A 19,670-nucleotide genomic window follows, 5' to 3' on the forward strand; every position below is an offset into this window, starting at 1 on the left:
CTCTCGCCGCTCTTGAACGGCCGATTCGTCATGCCCCCAAATCTTACCGTGAACACTGAGTTCTTGCCCAGCCTCGATGGCGCAAGCCGAACGACGTGCGACAAACAGGCTCGACGGGCAATCTGCGCATGACGGGGATGCGGGAATTGCCCGTCGGGCCGACAGAGAACTGATGAGCACGGACGTGCCGACGTTCGCCACCGATGGCGACCACCTCCTCACGACGCTCATTCATGATTGCGTTTGCCCCGCACTGTCCGCCATTATTGTACAAGAGACATTTTCGCGAGTTTGATTGCATCCAAGACGATTGGAAGCCGAACGTTCTTTTGGGGAGAGAGCGCACATGCACGCGCCAGTGGCCGGCTCGAAACCGGTTCCCGTGGTCGGCACGGCCTACAGGCCGGATATCGACGGACTGAGAGCTGTCGCAGTCATGTCCGTCGTCGTGTTCCACGCCTTTCCGCATGTGCTTCGCGGCGGATTCATAGGAGTCGACATCTTCTTCGTCATATCCGGGTTCTTGATCACCTCGATCATCGTTGCGGATCTGGCGAACGGATCATTTCGTCTTCGGACCTTCTACGCTCGTCGCGTCAAGCGCATCTTCCCCGCCCTCATCGTGGTCCTTCTCGCCGCCCTCCTGCTCGGATGCATTCTTCTGTACACCGACGAATACAAGGAGCTCGGCAAGCAAGTTGCGGCGAGCGCCGGATTTGCCGCGAACCTGCTGTTCTGGAAGGAGGCCAACTATTTCGACCTGGCCGCGGAAACGAAGCCGCTGCTTCACCTATGGTCGCTCGGCATAGAAGAGCAATATTACATCCTCTGGCCGGTGCTGCTGCGGCTGTGCTGGCGGACGAGGAAGCGCGCCCTGCCGTACCTCGTGGGGCTGCTGCTCCTCGGATCATTTCTGCTGAACATCAAAGCCATGGGCACCAGCCCGACCGAGGCCTTCTACTCCCCGCTCACGCGCGCATGGGAGCTGTTTGCAGGCGGCCTGCTGGCGATCGCATCGTCCCCATACACCCGGCCGCTCTTCGGCGCTGTCCCTGACACGGGGCATCGATCACCCATTTCCGATCGGCTCGCGGCGTCGGGAATAGTCCTGTTGGCGGCGAGCCTGATCCTGATTTCGAGAAGTACTCCATTTCCCGGGTGGGCAGCCCTGCTGCCTGTCGCAGCGACCTGCATGCTCGTCGGCGCCGGACCGTATAGCTGGGTCGCTCGATACGTTCTTTCGCATCCTTTCCTGGTCGGAATCGGCCTGATCAGCTACCCGCTCTATCTCTGGCATTGGCCTCTGCTCGTCCTTACTCGCGCCTGGATGGGCGAGGCAGGCTCCGCACCGCTTCGATCCGGGGTCATCGCGCTGAGCGCCGGTTTGGCCTGGATCACCTATCGATTTCTGGAACGTCCGATCCGGTTTGGGCAATCGCCCTTGCGGTCGGTCCCACTGCTCTGCGGTGCCTCGGCGACGCTCTCAGGAATCGGCGCTCTGACCATGATCTACGGCTGGACCTTCAAGCCGGGCGATCTGAACAGCTACGCAGCCTATTTCGATTCATTCCGCACGGGCGTGTCGCCGGCTCGGGAAGAGCTGGTGGAAATCAACCAGAACCAATGCAACTTCTACAACTTCGAGAGTGCGCTTCCCACGCGCGTCCCTCGGGACGGCATCAGCCCGGACTGCTACACCAGCCACTCTCGCAGAACGGTGCTGCTCTGGGGCGACTCTCATTCGGCGCATCTCTTCCATGGCTTACGGAAGACGCTTCCGTCCGATACGTCCCTGCTGCTCGTTTATGCGTCGGGGTGCCGTCCACACCCAATCGATCTGACCAGACTGACGACCGACTACTGCGAGATGTCCAACTCCTTTGCGCTGTCGACAATCAAAAAGGTCGTTCCTGATGTCGTGGTCATCTCATTCAACAATTCCTTCGATACCGAGTACCTGCGCGAGGTATCTCGGGACATCAAACGGATCGGCGTGAAACGGGTGATCGTGCTCGGACTGGCGCCTCATTGGGAACCGTTCCTCTTCAAGGTGGTCATGCAGCACTATTGGCAGTTCACACCGGCACGAATCTCGACGCACCTCGACCAACATGCGCTTGGCATCGACAAGGCATTTCGAGACGAGCTCCAGGCCAACGAACCGTTCGAGTACCAGAGCCTTCATGACTTCTTCTGCAATCGAGAAGGCTGCCTCATCTATCTCGATCGCAACCGGCGCGAGGGTCTCGTGAGCTTCGACAATGCGCACCTGCGACCGCTTGCGTCCCTCTACCTCGCCGAGCACCTGCTCACCCCGCTGATCCAACGCGACGTACGTCCGCCGAGGACGCGTGACGACGCGCCGCCGCATGGTGGCAGGACGGGGACTCTCGATGACCGGCCAGGAGTGCAGTGAAGATACGGCGCATTGCCGGGGCGGATCACGAGACGTCCCGCGCAGCCCATCCACGTCCGCCTGCCATCGCCCGACCTGTCCGCTCAAACCGCCAGCGGCTTGTTCACCGTCTCGATGCGATCGAGAACCTTGCCGAGATCGCGCCTCGCGATCTGGCGTCGTAGTGAGTCTGCGGATTGAGCCAGAGCTCCAGCGATGGATCGATGAATATGCATTGAATGCACCGATCGTCGTTCGGAAAAAGCGGCTTGCGCCGCCCGATCTCGGCGTGTAGATGGCGCCTGTCGCGAAAAGCGGTCGTTGCCTGCGGCCGAGTACAAGCCGTCCATCTGCCTTTTGGCATGGACCGGCCCAGCGTCTCCCACACATCGATCGCCTGACAGATCGTCAGGCTCCAGCGAGCGGTCGCGCGTGTTTGCGCCATCGGCTCGCGTGGACCGGAGCGCGCCATGACCAGGGCTGTTGCCGTCATCTATCTCACCATCGTGCTCGATGCCGTCGGCATTGGGCTGATCTTTCCGATCCTGCCGGCGCTGCTGCACGACGTGACGCACGCCGACAACGTGGCGTCCCTTCTCGGCGTCATGACGGCGCTCTACGCCGCGATGCAGTTCATCTGCGCCCCGGTGCTGGGCTCGCTGAGCGATCGGCTCGGCCGGCGCCCGCTGCTGCTGGTCTCGCTGGCCGGCGCCATCGTCAACTACCTGTTCCTGGCGGCTGCGCCCGATCTCTGGATGCTCCTGCTTGGCCGCGCCATCGCCGGCGTCACCAGCGCCAACGTCTCGGTGGCCACGGCCTACATCACCGACGTCTCGCGCGAGGACGAGCGGGCCCGCCGCTTCGGCCTCCTCAATGCGATGTTCGGCATGGGCTTCATCATCGGGCCCGTGCTCGGCGGCGCGCTCGGCGACCATTGGCTGCGGCTGCCGTTCGTCGTGGCGGCGGCATTGAACGGATGCAACGTCCTGCTGGCGTTGCTGATGCTGCCGGAATCGCGACCACCGGACCCTGGCAAGATCGAGATCGCAGTTCTGAACCCGCTGCGGCCACTGCGCTGGGTGTTCGCCGTCAAGAGCCTGCTGCCGGTCGTTCTCCTCTTCTTCCTGTTCAGCGCGACCGGCGAGGCCTATGGCGTCTGCTGGGCGCTGTGGGGCGGCGACACCTTCCACTGGAGCGGTCTTTGGATCGGCCTGTCGCTCGGCACCTTCGGGGTGTGCCAGATGCTGGCCCAAATATTCCTTCCCGGTCCGGCCGTGAGATTGCTGACCGAGCGCGGCGCCATCCTGACCGGAGTGACCTGTGTCTGCACGGCCCTCACCGCCATGGCGTTCGCCAACCAGAGCTGGATGGTGTTTGGCGCCATGCCGCTGTTCGCGCTCGGCGGCATGGGCATGCCGGCCCTGCAGTCGATCGCCACCCGGCAGGTGGACGCACATTTGCAGGGCCAGTTCCAGGGCGTGCTCGCCGCCACGGTCAGCCTCGCCTCGATCGTTGCGCCGCTCGGCTTCTCGAGCCTGTACTTCGCCGTCAGGAACGAATGGCCCGGGGCGATCTGGCTGTCGGTCGTCGCCATCTACGCGATCGCTGTTCCCATCGTTCTCACGCTGCGCCCAGCCAAGCCGGCGGCTGTGCCCTGATGTATCGGAACGATCGCCGTCGCCGTCCGTTGGACCCGATGCCTCAGATCGAACTTGTAAAGCCGCTCTCTCGCGCGACGCAGATCTATCGCCGCGTGGCCGGACACGATCTCGACCAGGGAACGCGACGCGCCCTCGCGCGGCATATCCGCGGGCTGGCCGAACAAGGCGTGCATGATCCCGGCCGGCTGACCGTCTGCGGCCTCAGCTATCTGCGCAAGCTCGACCGCCAACGCGGCCGCGAACGATCCTGATAACGATCCTGATCAAGGCACGCCGCCCGCGCTAGCAGCTCGAGTCCCCACCGGCCCAGCGATAGATGCGGCTGCTCAGGGGGCCTGCTCCCATCGGGTTGCTGACCTTGATGGTCACGCGGGATCCAGAGCCGGATTTTTCGATGCGCGCCGCGACGAAGTAGTTCATCCGGATCCCATAGCTGCCGGCGACCAGGCGAAACTCCGCGAAGCCGCGGTCGCGGTGCAGTTCGCCTTCGGCTTCGATCTGTCCCTGGGCCGGGTTGCCTGGACTGAAGACCGGGACGGGCGGATTGCAGCGCTTGCCGGTCTCGATCAAGCGGCGGTAGATTTCCTCGTAGCTTTCGGAAAAGCTTCTGCTATCGGCAACGTCGCGCGAATTCAGGCCCTCCGGCGACGTCGCACATCCACCGAGCAGCGCCATGGCAGCCGCCGTCAGCGCCGCACGCAAAGCGAACTTCATTCCCATGAACCGTCCCCCAGCGCCCAACGATCGCCTCGCCCCGAGTGATCACCGTCGTCTTCACGCTACCTGAAGGATACGCGAGTTCCCGTGAACCATGCAATATGCGACGCGTCCAGACTTGGTGCTTTTGCCCCGGAGATGTCTTGACATGGCGGTCGGAGACTGAGGTTGAGGTCAACCCGCCAGCAGCGATCGTCGTCTATCGGTAGGAGCCGAACGCGGGGACCATCCGCATCGTTTGCGCGTGAGCGAAATCAGCGGCGCACCAGTTGGCTCCGATGATGGGCCGGCATTCGGAACGATCGCCGCCGGCTTCCGTTGACTTCGATGCCTCGGATCGAACTTGCCAAGCCGCTCTCGCGAGCGATGCAGATCTATCGCCGCATGGCCAGACACGATCTGGACCAGGCGACGCGGCGCGCGCCGGCGCGGCACATGCGCGGGATGGCCGATCAGGGCGTGGATGATCCCGGCCGGCTGACCGTCTGCGGTTTGAGCTATTTGCGTCAACTCAACCGACAACGCGACCGCGAGCGATCCTGACCTGTCGCGTCGGACACATGGCGATTGATCGTGAGCGGACCGCACCTCCGATCCGCCCGATCGCCTGGCTACATCACGCCTTTCAGTTCAGGCGAGTGCGACGGAGATGGCCGGGGCAAGCGCGGCCATGACGACGATGAAATGGCGGGCATGACCTAGATCGACTACGCGATGACCTTCTCGCGCCCAATCGATCCTCTGCTGGTAGCGACCGCCTCAGTTCGCACTGATCGCGTGCAGATGCATCGCGAGCATCATCGGATCGTGGTGCGGCTCGGCGGAATAGGACGCATAGGCCGTTGCGTGGTCATGGTTCGCGCCGGCATCGGTGCCATTCAGCGCAGCAGCGTCGGCCTGGGCATTCGCCAGCACCTGCGCGGCGCCGGCGGCATCACCCAGCTTGGTGAGGCTGGCGGCCGTCTCGGCGGCCACGGCGGAGGCGATCGCGACGGCCTGCTGCGGCGTCTGCACCGGTGCGGCGACCCCGGCGGCGTGCGGGATCTGGGCGAGTAGCGCCTGCGTGTCTGGGGTCGAGATATTGTAGCCGAGCGTCTCCAGCACCACGAGATCGATCGGCGACAGCGTCTGCGACGTGGTCGGATTGTAGAACTCGTTCAAGGGATCGCGGGCGCCCTGGATGCCGGTGTTGAGGAAGTCGGCCGGGTCCGACATCTGGCCGTAATCGGCGATCTTGGTGAGCCCGCCGTCGAGCGAGAAATAGGCCGGCGGCGCCGAGCTGATGCTGTTGTTGATCAGATGCTGCCCCGGCTTGGTGAAGTCGAACAGGTCGAAGATGTCGAGATTGCCCGGCGACGGCACCCGTCCCAGCGCATGCGACAGCTCGTGCAGCGCGACGCCGACCAGCGACTGCGTCGGGATGTCGGTGTTGAAGACGGCGAAGCCGTCCTCCGTCGTCGTGCTGTTTGGATCGATGAGCCCGAGCACCTTGGCCTGGGCGTTGGCGACGAACACCTGGGAATGGCCCTGCACTGCCCGCCCCGTCGGCAGGTTGTCGAACACCGTGTCGCCGGCCGCCGCGTGGTCCTGCAGATCGGTTCGGAGCTGCGCGTAGTTGGCGAGCACGCCATTGGAGACATTGGCGCCGGCGCCGCCGCCGGTGCCGGCGAAATCGATCGCGAGGTTGACCGTGGCCTGATCGGTGATCGCCGAGGACAGGATCGCCGCGGCCTGCTCGACACCGGCGCGGAAGCTTTCGGGCGCGGCAGCGGCGGCGGCATCGAAGGTGAGGTTGAAGGTGAGTCCGCCGGTATGAACCGAGACGGTCTCGGAGCCGTCGGCATGCACCACCGGATCCGACACCGCGCCGGGCGGCAGCACGACAGGCGGGGCGGCCGCAGCCATATTGGTCGTCGTGTTCTTCGCCGCCGCGGCCGGATCGGGCATCATGAGGCCATCTGAGCTCAGCCCGAGCTGGTCATAGGTCAGCGTGTTCATCAGACGGACTCCTTGATCATGGCCCCCGCGTCTCCAGCTGCGAGGCGTTCGCAGGCTGCGACCATCATCGGCAAGTGAGTGAAAAGTCTGACGCTGCCGGACCCACTTCGGGGCAGCCGCGCCACGGTTTGGATGCGGCCGGGCGGGCCCGCCATGCTCCTGCCGCGCTGGTCTCGCGCGACGAATGACGGCAATCTGCGGCAGGCGTCCGCGATGGATGCAGCCAACATCATTCAGATCGAGAGCCTCCCATGAAGATGCGCCCGCTCGGCCGTTCCGGCCTCAACGTTCCGCCCCTCTGCTTCGGCTGCAACGTGTTCGGCTGGACGGTGGACGAGGCGGCCTCGTTCCGCCTGCTCGACAAGGTGCTGGAGTCCGGGATCAACTTCCTCGACACGGCGGACGTCTATTCGCGCTGGGTGCCCGGCCACAGCGGCGGCGAGTCCGAGACCATCATCGGCAAGTGGATGAAGCTGCGCGGCAATCGCGATCGTGTCATCCTCGCCACCAAGGTCGGCATGGACATGGGCGACGGCAAGGTCGGGCTGAAGGCCGACTACATCGCGCGCGCGGTGGAGGACAGCCTGCGCCGGCTGCAGACGGACGTGATCGATCTCTATCAGTCGCACAAGGACGACGAGACGACGCCGCAGGAGGAGACGCTGGCGGCCTACGACAGGCTGATCAAGGCCGGCAAGGTGCGGGTCATCGGCGCCTCGAACTTCTCGGCCGAGCGGCTGCAGGCCGCGCTCGAGCTGTCGGCGAAGAGCGGCTTGCCGCGCTATGAGAGCCTGCAGCCGGAATACAGCCTCGCCGAGCGCGCATCCTACGAAGGCGCGCTGCAACGCGTCTGCGAGAACTACGGCGTCGGCGTCATCACCTTCTTCTCGCTGGCCGCCGGCTTCCTCACCGGCAAGTATCGCTCGGAGGCCGATTTCGGCAAGAGCCCGCGCGGACAGCGCGGCATCCCGAAATACATGAACGAGCGCGGCATGCGCATCCTCGCCGCGCTGGACGCGGTCGCAAGGGAGACCGGAGCGCAGCAGGCATCGATCGCGCTGGCGTGGCTGCTGGCGAAGCCGTCGGTGACGGCGCCGATCGCCAGCGCCACCAGGCCCGAGCACGTCGACATCCTGGTGGCGGCGACGGAGCTCGCGCTGACCGCGGATCAGGTCGCGCGGCTCGACGCGGCCAGCGCGTGAGCGCCGGCGCGCGGCGCCATCATTCAGCGCCGAGCATGCGACGCTTCGACACGCACGCAGTACGATCGTTCTCCACCGAACACGGCCTGTGATCGAGGATTCGGCGCGCTCAGCGCCGGTCCTCGATCGCGGCACTTGATCACGCTGCTCCTGCACCGCATTTTCAGCACAGCCGTGAAGCGGGCCGGGCGACTTTGCAGCATCTCGCGGATCGCCACCTCACGGCCAAACTTCGGCCGGGATCGAACTGCTAAGTCCACTGTCAATTTAGAATGTATCGAGGAAGCGTTCGGTGAATCGTGTCGCGCGCGTAGCTGTTGGCGCATTCGTATTTGCATGTGTTCTGTCATCCCTTGTGGCGCTGGCTGGCAGCGCCCGAGCGCAGCAATTGCCGCAGCGCCCGCCGGCCGGCGGCGCCGTCGGTACGCTGCCGGACCGCGAGGCGCTGAACTCCGGCACCGTCACCGTGATCACCGCGCCGATCGGCGGGCCGATGTCGGTCATGGGCTCCGACATGGCCGCGGTGCTCGACGAGGGCGAGAGCCTGCGCGTGCTGCCGATCCTCGGCAGGGGCTCGGCGCAGAACCTCATCGACATCATCATGTTGAAGAACATCGACATGGGCTTCGTCACCACCGACGCGCTGGAATTCGTGAAGACGGAATACAACATTCCAGACATTGCCCAGCGCGTGCGCTACATCGCGCAGCTCTTCCACAACGACGTCCACATCGTCGCGCGGCGCGAGATCCGCTCGCTGGAGGATCTCAATGGACGGCGGGTGTTCGCCGAGCGCTCGATCGGCCTGCCGGCGGCGCGCACGATCTTCCGCCGGCTCGGCATCCGCGCCGACATCGACTCCCAGACTGATCCGACCGGCGGGCTGCAGAAGCTGATCGACGGCCAGGGCGATGCCTGGATCGCCTCGGTGTCGAAGGACGCGCCGATCATCAAGGGCATCAAGAACGAGGGCGGCCGGCTGCATCTCCTGACGATCCCCTATGACCACGCGCTGCAGGACATCTATCTGCCGTCGTCGTTCTCGTCCGAGGAATATCCGAACCTGGTGCCGCCCGGCACCAAGGTCGAGACCGTCGCCGCCTCGACCGTGCTGATGGTCTACAATTGGCCGGAGAACAGCGAGCGCTATCGCCGCACGGCGCGGTTCGTCGACGCGCTGTTCGGCAAGATCCAGGTGCTGCAATCGCCGCCGCGGCATCCGAAATGGCGCGACACCGTGCTGTCGGCGCCGGTGCAGGGCCTGGTCCGCTTCAAGGCGGCGCAGGAATGGCTCGACGGCGCCCGCACGATGCAGTCGCCGGGCCAGGATGCCAACCCGGCCGAATTCCGCAAGTTTCTCGACGAGCGCAAGGCGCAGGCGCGGATGTCGCCGGACGAGGCCGCGAGACTCTACAGCGACTTCCTGAAGTGGCAGCGGAGCAGGGAGCCGCGCTGAGCGCGGGCCGCGCGAGGCTCGCGAGGTCGGGGCGCGGAATCGTTAAACGGAGCGCGGCGGCGGCGCGGCCTTCTCGGCTGTGCGGCGGACCGCCGGGATTGCCGCCTCGGCCGCCGCCGGTGCACCGCCCGGCTGAGGCGCGGCAGGCGCGAAGCTGAGCTCGACCGTGGTGCCGCCACCTGGCGTCTCACGCAACGCCACGCGGCCGTGATGCGTCGCCATGACCTGCGACACGATCGAGAGCCCGAGCCCCATGCCGTCGCCATGGGCGCGGCCGCGCTCGAACGGCTGCAGCAGGCGCTCGGGCTGATCGGCCTGCAGGCCCGGCCCCGAATCGATCACGCTCAGGCGCGCCGACGCGTCGACCTCGACGAGAATCGGACCGCCGGCGCCGGCATGCATGACGGCGTTCCTGATCAGGTTGGAGAGCGCGACCGCCAACGCGGGCTCCGAGCCGAGGATCGAGACCGGCGCATCGCATCCGGCGAAGCCGATCTCGAGGCCGGCCTTCAGCGCCATCGGCACATGCTCGGCCGTGACGCGCCGGGCCAGCGCCACCAGATCGATCTCGGTCAGCTCGACCGGCTCCATCGAAATGCGCGCCAGTTGCAGCAGCATGGTGACGATCGACGACAGCTTCTGGTTCTCGCCGACGAGACGTGCCCGCAAGCCAGCATCCGGGATTGCCTCGAGCATGGTCCGCGCATTGGTCAGCGGCGTCCGCAGCTCATGCGCCGCGTTGGACAGGAAGTTGCGCTGCGCCTCCGCGGCATGATCGATGCGCGACAGGGCGCGATTGAACGCGGTGACCAGCGGCAGCAATTCCGCCGGCGCGTCCCGCTCGGGCAGCCGTCGGCCGTCCGGCACGCCGTCGATCATCTCGGCCGCGCGCGCCACCGCACGAACCGGGCGCGCGATCAGCGTCGGCACGAACACCAGGGCCGCGAATACCGTCACGACCAGCACCAGGATGATTGGAAGCGCAACGACCGTCGCGTCGGTCAGCGTGCCCAGCATCAGCTGCGTCGACGTATAGGCGACGCCGCCGGTCTCGATCCAGACCTCACCGACCGGCGTATTCCGAACGGCCGTCATGCGTTTGAAATTCCGCGTCTCGCCATCGATCGCATAGGCCAGAAAGCTGGTGCCGTCCTGCGACGACGGAGGCTTGTGCGGACGCCATTTCGGAATCGGCCCGTAGCTGACCTCGCCGCTCTTGTCGGAGACGACGTACCAGAATGTCGGGAAATCCTGGATGATCTTGTCGAGACGCGACGTCTGCTTGATGAGCAGGTGGCCGCCGGCATCGCGGGATACGGCCTCCTTCAGCGCATCGGCGACGTCGGCGGCGCCCCATGTGCCGTCATCGTCGCCGCCGAACCGGATCAGCAGGGCGGCCGCGCAGATCAGCATGATGGTGGTGACCACCCCGATCAGCGTCGCCGAGAGCAACGTGATCGAGCGGCGGATACGGCTGAGCTTCTGCCACCTCACCTGCGTCACTCGCCGCTGAGGAGATAGCCGAGGCCGCGCACCGGCCTGATGGCGGCCTTGCAATTGGCCTCGCGCAGCCGGCGGCGCAACCGCGAGACGTGGGCCTCGATGGCATTCGACTGGATCTCGTCCTCAAAGCCGTAGGCCGCGGCTTCGAGCGTCTCGCGCAGGACCACCCGCCCGCTGCGGCGGACCAGCGCCTCAAGGATTGCCAGCTCGCGCCGCGGCACCACGATGGGCACGTCCTCGACGCAGACGGCGCGATTGACGATGTCGTAGCTCAGATTGGCGATGGAGACCGTCGCGCCGCGGTCGAGAAACAGCCGGCGCAGCACCGCCCTCGCCCGTGCCACCAGCTCGATCGGCTCGAACGGCTTGGCGACGTAGTCGTCGGCGCCTTCGTCGAGCGCACGCGCGATGTCGGCGGGGTCATCGAGCGCGGTCAGCACGACCGTCGCCGGGCTCGGCTTCTGCTGCCGCAGATCCGGCAACAGCGCCAGCCCGTCGCCGTCCGGGAGGCCGCGGTCGATCACCACGAGCTCAAAATTGCGCACGGCGATCGCCGCACGCCCTTCGTCGAGCGTCGTGACGATGTCCGACGAGCCGAACGCCGTCGCGAGCGCATCCCGCAGCCAGATCCCCAGCTGGGGGTCATCCTCAACGACCAGAACGCGCACGCGATTCTCCCGCATCATCGACAATCGGCTGTTCCTATCATTACGGAGGGATTACAATAGGATTACGTCGGCGGTGTTCTGATACTTTTGTTTGATCGCGCAAGCGAAGTTGACTCGTTCTGCCAGCGCCGATCGCGCGTAGCTCATATACTCCACGCTGCTGGCGGGCACTGGCCCTATCGCGACATCTCCGATTGCAAGCTGAACCGCTTCTCGGCTGGCGCGATTGCGGTCGTATGACGTGCCCCGCCGCGATGATCCGTTTTTCCATCGGCCGGCAAGCCGGCGGCGTCAGCCTTTCGTAATCGTCTTGGCCGAGACTGGCGCACTCAAACAAACGCCGAGGATTCGCTCGCATGGAGCCTGCCGCATGATCGACCGGACACACCGGACGGTCCGCCCCCAATTATCGGCCGCGGCCGCTCACCGAACGTCCCGTTCGACGCACCATTTTTGATGCACACCGGCATGTTCCACGAGTTTGCGTTCTCGACCGTCGCTGAACGGTCGGACAGCCATCCGGCAGCCTGGCGCATTCCATTCCTGCGCTGGCTGGACGGCATCGAGGCCGGCTGGGCGGTGCCGCTGCTGCTGACGTGCTTCGTGGCCGTGTGGACGGCCTATCTCTCGATAGCCTATGCCGGCGCCGGCCTGCATCCCGACGTTCTCGAGACCTGGACATTCGGACGGCAGTTCGCCTGGGGCTACGACAAGCATCCACCGCTGATGGGCTGGATCGCCGGCGCCTGGACCGCCGTCTTCCCTCTCTCCGACTGGTCATTCCACCTGATGGCGATGACCAATGCGGCGCTGGCGCTGTGGTGCGTCGATCTCGTCTCGCGCCGTTTCGTCACTGGGGACAAGCGGGTGATCGTGCTGCTGCTGCTGATGCTGACGCCGGCCTATCAGTTTCACGCACAGCGCTTCAACGCCAACTCGGTGCAGCTCGCGACGTGGCCGCTCGCCACCTACTGCTTCCTGCGCGCGTTCGAAACGCGAACACTGCCCTGGGCGGCGGCCGCCGGCCTGACGGCCGCGCTCGCGCTGCTCGGCAAGTACTACTCGATCTTTCTGGTGATGAGCTTCGCATTTGCCGCCATGGCGCATCCGCAGCGACGCGCCTACTTCACATCGGCATCGCCGTGGATCTCCGGCGTCGTGGGCCTCGCCGCGCTGTCGATGCATCTCGACTGGCTCGTCGCCAACGATGCGGCCCCCATTCAGTACGCGCTGCTGCACGCCAGGTCCAACCTGTCCACGTCGTTACGGGATTCCCTGTTCTTCCTGCTGGGGCTCGCGGCCGCGATGGCCGTGCCGGCCGCGACCTGGCTGATCGTCGCCGGCGCCAGGATCAGGTCTTTCTCCACGGAGATGGCCACGCTGAACGACGGCCTCCGGCTGTTGTCATATATCGCCGTCGGCACGCTCGGCCTGCCCGTCATCAACGCGCTGGTCATGGGCACCGACCTGCCGTCGCTATGGGCGCTGCAGGGACTGTTCCTGTTCGTCGTGGTCGTCGTCTGCGGCACCAGCTATCCGATCGCGCGCTTTCATACCGTCAACATCGCGGTGCTGACGGCCGGGATCGCCGTCCTGGCTGCGATCGTTGCGGCGCCGCTCCACGCCTTCTATCGCAACAAGCACGGCTATGAGGAAGGTCGTACCTTCTACCAGCAGACCGCGCGGGAAGCGACGCGACAATGGCGGGAGTTGACGGGGAAGCCGCTCGAGCATGTCGGCGGCACCGAGAGCCTTGCGCTCGCAACCACCTTCTACAGTGCCGATCATCCCGCTTACGGTCTGCCCACCACAGCCCACCAGACCGGTGCGGACTCTGGCAGCGGAGGCTGGATTTCGCTGTGCTTCCGCGACCAGGCGGATTGCATCGCCGCCGCGGAAGCGGCGGCCGCCGGATCCGGCAACTACGTCAAGCGCGAGTTCGCGGTGCAGGCCCGGCTGCTCGGCTGGACGGGATGCACACGGACTGTGGTCGCATTCCTGGTGACACGGCCGAAGGAACCATAGGGTTGAGGCAACGCTGGACGCGGCAGCCTCGTCAGCGGATCCGAACATTCGGATCAAGGACAAGGTCCCGCGTCGGCGGGACCTTGTCCTTGGGCGGCGGTCTCAGTCGTTGTCCCAGGATCCGTCGGAATAGCCGTCCCGGTAGCCGGACACATAGCCGTCGCCATAGTTGCCGTATTCCGCGTCGTACTCATAGACGCGGTGACGACGATAGACGACCCGCGGCGGCGGATAATCCTCGTAGCTGTAGACATAGGTGGGCGCGGAACGGGCGGTTGCCGCAGACCCGATCAGGGCTCCGATCGCCAGACCTCCGACGACGCCGGCCGCCACCGCCGCTCCGCGGTTGCCACCGGCATTGGCCGGCGTCGCGATCGTGCCTGCCATGGTCGAGGCCACGATCATAAGCGCGCAAATTCGTTTCATTGGGTTCTCCTTGCGATCAGCTCAGCCGTCGCTGCGGGAGACTCGCGGCTGCGGCTTACGGTATCATTACAGACGCAAGACGATGCGACCAACATGTGAGCGCGAGTGTCACCACGAGGTCCATCATTGCAGGCCGTTCGGACGTGTGGGGCTGGGACACAAACCGAACGGCCCGCTCACTGGACTCCGACGACGTTCGAAGCCATGCGGCGCCAGATCATGATGGAAGGTGCCGCAGGTGGGACGGAGCCGACCTGATCAGGCCGGGCTTTCGGGTCTGCGGCGGCGCTCCAATGTCCTTCCGATCGAACACCACATCGAGAGACGGCGAGCCATGGCTCATCGTGACACGCTGTCGATGGCGAAACCGATGTGATGTCGGTCGTAAGGACGCATTGAAGCTAGCGTCACGGCCTTACCGCAGCATTACAGTAGACGCAGATGACGCGGGCATCTCACCCGTGGACGCCGGGAAGAATTCAACGCGATCGTGCTGATTGCCCTCCGTGCTGACACACTGCGCGCGATCGAGCAGCCGGTTTCGAATGGATCGAAGACAACGCTCTCGGCAGGCGCGCTCGATGCACTTCACAGACGAACCGCTCCGACAGCGCAACGGCGACGCAGTTGCCTGCGGGCGATTTCGAAGGCGCCAAGCGGCGGGGTTGCGGTGGTCATGGTAGCACCGGCTGGGGCGGTTGCAGCTGACAATCAGAAGCTCTCCGCCATGTCAGTACCGACGGCTTCCCTTATACTGCGCGACCCGGCATCATGCCGACCATGAACGACGCAGCACAGCGCGCCCGCCGCGGCATCGGCCATTCCACCAACCTCGTGGGGCGTCCTTCCGAGTGGCTGGCGAGCGCTGCCTTCAACGAGGCGGCGGTGCCGCTGCACATCTGGGGCGTCACCGAGATGAACCCCAGCCTGTTCACGATGCTCGATCAGGCCGAACATCTCGCCGAAGCCGGCGAAGCCTTCACCACCTACATGATGGCGATGTTCGGCCTCGATCCCGAGCAACGCGCCGCGACGTCCGGCGGCCAGCGGCGTTTCCGCTCGTCCTTCCTGCGGCTGATCCAGGGCTGGGGCTTCGACAGCAACGGCCCGGAAGGCGCCGTGCTCAAGGGCTGGGTCGAGAGCCGGTTCGGCCTCGGCCCATCGTTCCACAAGGAGGCTATCGAAGCCGTGGCAAGCCGGGCCTGGACGACCTATGTCGAGGAGAAGATGTCGAGCCGCTTCCACAACAATACGATCTGGGTGCAGCTCGATCTGCTGTTCGAATTCTGCCAATGGGCCATGCGCCGCTTCACCTTTCCCGACCAGACGCATCTGACGCTGCATCGCGGCGTCAATTCGTTCGACGAGCATTGGATCGTGGAGCGAACGACGCGGCGCGAGGCGGTGGTCCGGCTCAATAATCTCGTCTCGTTCTCCTCCGACCGCGACACCGCCGGCTGCTTCGGCGACATGATCCTCACCGCGCACGTCCCCGTCAGCAAGATCGTGTTCTTCAACGGCCTGCTGTCATCACATGCGCTGAAGGGCGAAGGCGAATACCTCGTGATCGGCGGCGACTACCGCGTGAGCGTCGACTATGTGTGAGCGGATCGCAGCATGACCGCACTCGATGTCGAGGAACGCGCGCTCGCGGCCTATCTCGGCTTTGCCATCGGCGACGCGCTCGGCGCCACCGTCGAGTTCATGACCCGAGACGAGATCGCCGCGCAATATGGCGTGCATCGCGACATCATCGGCGGCGGCTGGCTGAAGCTGAAGCCGGGCGAGGTCACCGACGACACCGAGATGTCGCTGGCGCTGGGACGCTCGCTGATCCGCAATGGCGGCTTCGACGCACGCGACGTCTGCGAGGAGTTCGCGGCATGGCTTCGGACCGGGCCGGCCGATGTCGGCAACACCTGCCGCCGCGGCATCCGCCGTTACGTCATGCGCGGCACGGTCGAAGGTGTCTACGCCGAAGGCGACGCCGGCAATGGCGCGGCGATGCGCGTACTGCCAGTGGCGCTCGCGACGCTCGAGGCACCGGACAACGCCGAGACGTGGACGCTGGCGCAGGCGCGCGCCACGCACCATCATCCGTTGTCGGACGACGCCTGCGTTGCGCTGGTGCGCATGACTCATGCCTTGCTGCAGGGTGAGGGCCAGGACGCCGTCCGCCGCGAAGCCGAAGCTCTGATCGGCAAGCACCGCGCCTTCAGCTTCGTCCCCTACCCCGGGCAGAGCTCGGCCTTCATCGTCGACACCATGCAGACCGTGCTGCACCACTATCTCGCCATCGACTCGTTCACAGAATGCCTGGTGCAGACCGTCAACCAGGGCGGCGACGCCGACACGACGGGCGCTCTCGCGGGCATGCTGGCCGGCGCCACCTATGGGCTGGCGGCGATTCCTGCGCGCTGGCGCGACAGGCTCGACCGCGACGTGGCTGCAGCCATTCACGCGCAGGTGCCGCGGCTGCTGGAAATCGCGCGCGTGCTTCGGGTCTGATGTCTGGGACCAATGGCATCCAGACTTCGCAGAGTGTGCCGGTCGTGGCGGATCGGCTCCGACCGATCGTCATCTCAGCCACAACTCTCAACCATTCTGCGCCAGCACCTCGCGCAGCGCGTCCGTCAGCCGCGCGAGCTCCGTCTCCGAGCCGATGGTGATACGCAGATAGTCCGCGATCCGCGGGGCGGTGAAATGGCGGACGAGCACGGCGCGCTGACGCAAGGCCGTGGCCAGCGCCTGGCCGGAATGATCAGGATGACGGACGAAGACGAAATTGGCGCTGGACGGCAGGACCTCGAAGCCGAGACGGGCCAGCGCGGCGGTGAGGTCGGCGCGGTTCTTCATGATGACCGAGCGCGCCTGCTGGAAATGGGCGTCGTCCTCGATCGAGGCGATCGCGCCGGCCTGGGCGGGCCGACCGAGCGGGTAGGAGTTGAAGCTGTCCTTGACCCGCGTCAGGCCTTCGATCAGGCCGGCGGCGCCGATCGCGTAGCCGACCCGCAGCCCGGCCAGCGCGCGCGATTTCGACATCGTCTGCACCACCAGCAGGTTGGGATGCTCGGAGATCAAAGGGATCGCAGTCTCGGCGCCGAAATCGACATAGGCCTCGTCGATGACGACGGCCACATCGCTGTGGGCAGCAGCCAACCGTGCGATCTCGGCACGCGACAGCGCAATTCCGGTCGGCGCATTCGGATTGGCCACGATCACGGGGCCGGGGCGGTCGACATAATCGTCGATACGCACTCGCATCTCGGCATCGAGCGGAACGGTCGCGTAATCGATTCCGAGCAGCCGGCAGTAGACCGGATAGAAGCTGTAGGTCACGTCAGGGAACAGCAGCGGCGCAGGTTGCTTCAGGAGCGCCGCAAAGGTATGCGCGAGCACCTCGTCCGAGCCGTTGCCGACGAACACCTGCTCGGGTGAGACCTTGTGATAGACCGCGAGCACCTCGCGCAGCCGCGTTGCCTGGGGATCTGGATAGAGCCGCAAGGTGTCGGCAGCGGCGGCCCGTATGGCCTCGATCGCCTTCGGCGACGGCCCGAACGGGCTCTCATTGGTGTTGAGCTTGACCAGGCCCGGGATCTGCGGCTGCTCGCCAGGCACATAGGGCGACAGCCCATGAACGAGCTCTGACCAGAAGCGACTCAAGATTGCTCTCCTGCGCACCCGAGATCCGCCGATCGACGCATCGATCGGAAGCGATGGACGTGCGAACTGAACGTGGTGTGGATCATCGGCAAATGGCGCGCCCGGAACGATTCGAACGTCCGACCCTCAGATTCGTAGTTCAAAAACATTGCTTCGCCACGCTATCCGACTGTACGCCACAGCGCAACGATAGACGCAAAAGTCCTTAATTTCGAGCCTTTTATCGCACATCCTCCTACAAGGTCGGGGTCGAACCGTCGAACTCCCCGATTTTCCAAAACCGTTTGAAAAACCGCTTTTGTTTCGGAGCGCTCCGATGGCCGATGTCCGCCTCCTGCTGACCGACAAAGAAATCGCTCGCCTGCCGACCCCGAGGAAGGGCTGGTATCTGGCGCGCGACACCGAACTGAAGGGCTTCTTCGTCGTCGTCGGAAAGCGGAAACGAACCTTTACCGTCCAAGGCGACCTTCGCGAGGACGGCAAGCGAGCGACGTCGATCCGGGTCGCAATCGGCGACGTCAAAGGACTCTCGACAAGGACGGCCCGAGCGACTGCCAAGGAATATCTTGCTCAGATAGGCCGGGGTCAGCATCCCAAGGCCGGGTCGAAACCGAGTCGCGTCGCGGCCAGCGGGGATAGCCCGATCGCGCATCAATCCGGCGGCATCACGCTCAGGCAAGCGTGGGAGCGATATCGCGACGCCCACATGACTAGGAAAGGCCGTAGCGAGCGCACAATCGAGAGCTATCGGGATCACGTGGAACGAATCTTCATCAAATGGCTCGATACGCCATTGAAAGATTTGGGCCGCCACCCTGCAAAGGTGGTCGAGAGACATGACGAAATCACCAAGGAGAACGGGCCATATATTGCGAATGGAAGCATGCGCACTCTCCGGGCCATCTATTCCCACGCCCGAAAAGCCAACAAGACCTTGCCGCCCGATAATCCCGTCGGGGCTATCGACTGGAATGGAGAGAAGCGACGCGACACCGGAATGGGGCCCGGTGATCTGAGGGCCTGGTTTTCCGAATTGCCGGCTTTGGACAATCCGATCCGCCGTGAATTCCATCTCTTCACGCTGCTTTCGGGATGTCGGCCCACCGCGTTGCAGGAAACCACTCCGGGCAATATCGATTTCAAGAGACGGATCCTGCACATTCCGAAGCCCAAGGGCGGCGCGAAGCGGGCCTTCGACATTCCTCTATCTCGGGAAATGATCCGCTGCCTGATCCGAGTCATGCGCTTCGGACATCAGATGCGTCCGTCGCACGCCCGCCAATGGATATTCCCGGCCGACAGCGTGTCGGGGCACATCGTCGAGCAGAAAGAAGATCGGGCCACGCTGTCGAAATGGGGTAACGATCTACGGCAGAGCTTTCGCACCATCGCCGCCGCAGCCGGCGTGTCGGAGTTCGATGCGAAGCTGCTGATGAACCACGCAATTCCCGGCGTGAACGCAGGCTACATCACTCGCCCCAAGCTGCTGGAGGATCACCTACGACGCCAACAACAAGCGATCAGCAGTACGGTATTTGCGGCATCGAATGCGAATAGCCCAAGTATCCGTCGGTGGCTGAAATCCACCAACTCGCAACTTCTCAACCCACGTGCGAATGTTATCGCTGACGACATTCGCGGGCAACAAGGGCTGAAGTCAGCGATCGCGGAATAGCAAGAGCGCGCTCCGTGGGAGAGAGGTGCCTAGTGTCGGCTCCTAGACGCGCGAAACGCGTGTAGCGATCCGCTCTTCTGCATAGATGACGGCACAAGCTCCCCTGTGGCGGAGAGAGTATCAGTCAATCTCCATTGAAAGAGAACGCATTTTCGTTCTTCCCCGACCCAAACCCACCGATTGAGCTACGGCCGGAGAATAGGGTTTCGCCCCCGACAACGACCTGTTCCGCCAATAATCCATCATCGCCGAAAGTCCATCAAGCGAGTCGATCAATGGCC

General features: G+C 64.8%; 17 protein-coding genes. 10 read left to right on the forward strand and 7 right to left on the reverse strand.

What is annotated here, in order from left to right; translation table 11 throughout:
• The first annotated feature begins 346 nt into the window (after nt 1–346).
• Nucleotides 347–2,416: an acyltransferase family protein gene (locus QX039_RS28610; RefSeq protein ID WP_315773677.1), complete on the forward strand. Its 2,070-nt coding sequence runs from the start codon at nt 347–349 to the stop codon at nt 2,414–2,416.
• A 103-nt stretch (nt 2,417–2,519) separates the two neighbouring features.
• Here QX039_RS28610 and QX039_RS28615 read toward each other — a convergent pair whose 3' ends face one another.
• A complete protein-coding gene (locus QX039_RS28615; protein WP_315773676.1) occupies nt 2,520–2,888 on the reverse strand; it encodes a hypothetical protein in 369 nt (122 codons plus the stop codon).
• On the opposite strand from QX039_RS28615, the gene QX039_RS28620 reads away from it, so the two are divergent.
• Both QX039_RS28620 and QX039_RS28625 read left to right on the forward strand, forming a co-directional pair.
• Nucleotides 2,866–4,053 carry a TCR/Tet family MFS transporter gene (locus QX039_RS28620; RefSeq protein ID WP_315773675.1) on the forward strand — a complete coding sequence of 396 codons (1,188 nt, stop codon included), beginning with the start codon at nt 2,866–2,868 and terminating at the stop codon, nt 4,051–4,053. The two genes, QX039_RS28615 and QX039_RS28620, sit on opposite strands and share 23 nt — an antisense overlap.
• Before the next feature lie 38 nt (nt 4,054–4,091).
• Nucleotides 4,092–4,307 carry a hypothetical protein gene (locus tag QX039_RS28625; RefSeq protein WP_315773674.1) on the forward strand — a complete coding sequence of 72 codons (216 nt, stop codon included), beginning with the start codon at nt 4,092–4,094 and terminating at the stop codon, nt 4,305–4,307.
• Nucleotides 4,308–4,338: 31 nt separating this feature from the next.
• Here QX039_RS28625 and QX039_RS28630 read toward each other — a convergent pair whose 3' ends face one another.
• Nucleotides 4,339–4,731 (reverse strand): hypothetical protein, encoded by a 393-nt coding sequence (locus QX039_RS28630; RefSeq protein WP_315734901.1) that lies wholly within the window; start codon nt 4,729–4,731, stop codon nt 4,339–4,341.
• A gap of 369 nt (nt 4,732–5,100) precedes the next feature.
• Here QX039_RS28630 and QX039_RS28635 point away from each other — a divergent pair, with 369 nt between their 5' ends.
• On the forward strand, nt 5,101–5,316 hold the full coding sequence (locus QX039_RS28635) for a hypothetical protein (protein WP_315773672.1): 216 nt from the start codon (nt 5,101–5,103) through the stop codon (nt 5,314–5,316).
• 216 nt (nt 5,317–5,532) lie between these two features.
• On the opposite strand, the gene QX039_RS28640 is transcribed toward QX039_RS28635, so the two are convergent.
• Nucleotides 5,533–6,771, reverse strand: a complete 1,239-nt coding sequence (locus tag QX039_RS28640; protein WP_315773670.1) for an NF038122 family metalloprotease — start codon at nt 6,769–6,771, stop codon at nt 5,533–5,535.
• Between the two features lie 251 nt (nt 6,772–7,022).
• Between QX039_RS28640 and QX039_RS28645 the strand changes: the two genes are divergently transcribed.
• Together QX039_RS28645 and QX039_RS28650 are read left to right on the forward strand one after the other, a co-directional pair.
• Entirely contained in the window at nt 7,023–7,973 is a 951-nt protein-coding gene (locus QX039_RS28645; protein WP_315773668.1) for an aldo/keto reductase, read from the forward strand.
• A 292-nt stretch (nt 7,974–8,265) separates the two neighbouring features.
• Nucleotides 8,266–9,429, forward strand: coding sequence for a hypothetical protein (locus tag QX039_RS28650; RefSeq protein WP_315773666.1), 1,164 nt, complete (start codon nt 8,266–8,268; stop codon nt 9,427–9,429).
• A 42-nt stretch (nt 9,430–9,471) separates the two neighbouring features.
• Here the strand turns inward: QX039_RS28650 and QX039_RS28655 are convergent, their stop codons facing one another.
• Both QX039_RS28655 and QX039_RS28660 read right to left on the reverse strand, forming a co-directional pair.
• Nucleotides 9,472–10,923, reverse strand: a complete 1,452-nt coding sequence (locus QX039_RS28655) for a HAMP domain-containing sensor histidine kinase (RefSeq protein ID WP_315734906.1) — start codon at nt 10,921–10,923, stop codon at nt 9,472–9,474.
• Nucleotides 10,924–10,928: 5 nt separating this feature from the next.
• A complete protein-coding gene (locus tag QX039_RS28660; RefSeq protein WP_315734907.1) occupies nt 10,929–11,600 on the reverse strand; it encodes a response regulator transcription factor in 672 nt (223 codons plus the stop codon).
• A 468-nt stretch (nt 11,601–12,068) separates the two neighbouring features.
• Between QX039_RS28660 and QX039_RS28665 the strand changes: the two genes are divergently transcribed.
• Nucleotides 12,069–13,625: a glycosyltransferase family 39 protein gene (locus QX039_RS28665; protein ID WP_315773664.1), complete on the forward strand. Its 1,557-nt coding sequence runs from the start codon at nt 12,069–12,071 to the stop codon at nt 13,623–13,625.
• Between the two features lie 102 nt (nt 13,626–13,727).
• On the opposite strand, the gene QX039_RS28670 is transcribed toward QX039_RS28665, so the two are convergent.
• Nucleotides 13,728–14,051: a hypothetical protein gene (locus QX039_RS28670; protein WP_315773662.1), complete on the reverse strand. Its 324-nt coding sequence runs from the start codon at nt 14,049–14,051 to the stop codon at nt 13,728–13,730.
• A gap of 780 nt (nt 14,052–14,831) precedes the next feature.
• Here QX039_RS28670 and QX039_RS28675 point away from each other — a divergent pair.
• Both QX039_RS28675 and draG read left to right on the forward strand, forming a co-directional pair.
• Nucleotides 14,832–15,656, forward strand: coding sequence for an NAD(+)--dinitrogen-reductase ADP-D-ribosyltransferase (locus QX039_RS28675; protein WP_315773660.1), 825 nt, complete (start codon nt 14,832–14,834; stop codon nt 15,654–15,656).
• Nucleotides 15,657–15,668: 12 nt separating this feature from the next.
• A complete protein-coding gene (gene draG, locus QX039_RS28680) occupies nt 15,669–16,559 on the forward strand; it encodes an ADP-ribosyl-[dinitrogen reductase] hydrolase (protein WP_315773658.1) in 891 nt (296 codons plus the stop codon).
• 87 nt (nt 16,560–16,646) lie between these two features.
• Here draG and hisC read toward each other — a convergent pair whose 3' ends face one another.
• Nucleotides 16,647–17,714 (reverse strand): histidinol-phosphate transaminase, encoded by a 1,068-nt coding sequence (gene hisC / locus QX039_RS28685; RefSeq protein ID WP_315773656.1) that lies wholly within the window; start codon nt 17,712–17,714, stop codon nt 16,647–16,649.
• Between the two features lie 316 nt (nt 17,715–18,030).
• Between hisC and QX039_RS28690 the strand changes: the two genes are divergently transcribed.
• Nucleotides 18,031–19,389 carry a tyrosine-type recombinase/integrase gene (locus QX039_RS28690; RefSeq protein ID WP_315773654.1) on the forward strand — a complete coding sequence of 453 codons (1,359 nt, stop codon included), beginning with the start codon at nt 18,031–18,033 and terminating at the stop codon, nt 19,387–19,389.
• Nucleotides 19,390–19,670: the final 281 nt, after the last annotated feature.

The organism is Bradyrhizobium sp. SZCCHNR1043 (assembly GCF_032489675.1).
Lineage (GTDB): Bacteria > Pseudomonadota > Alphaproteobacteria > Rhizobiales > Xanthobacteraceae > Bradyrhizobium.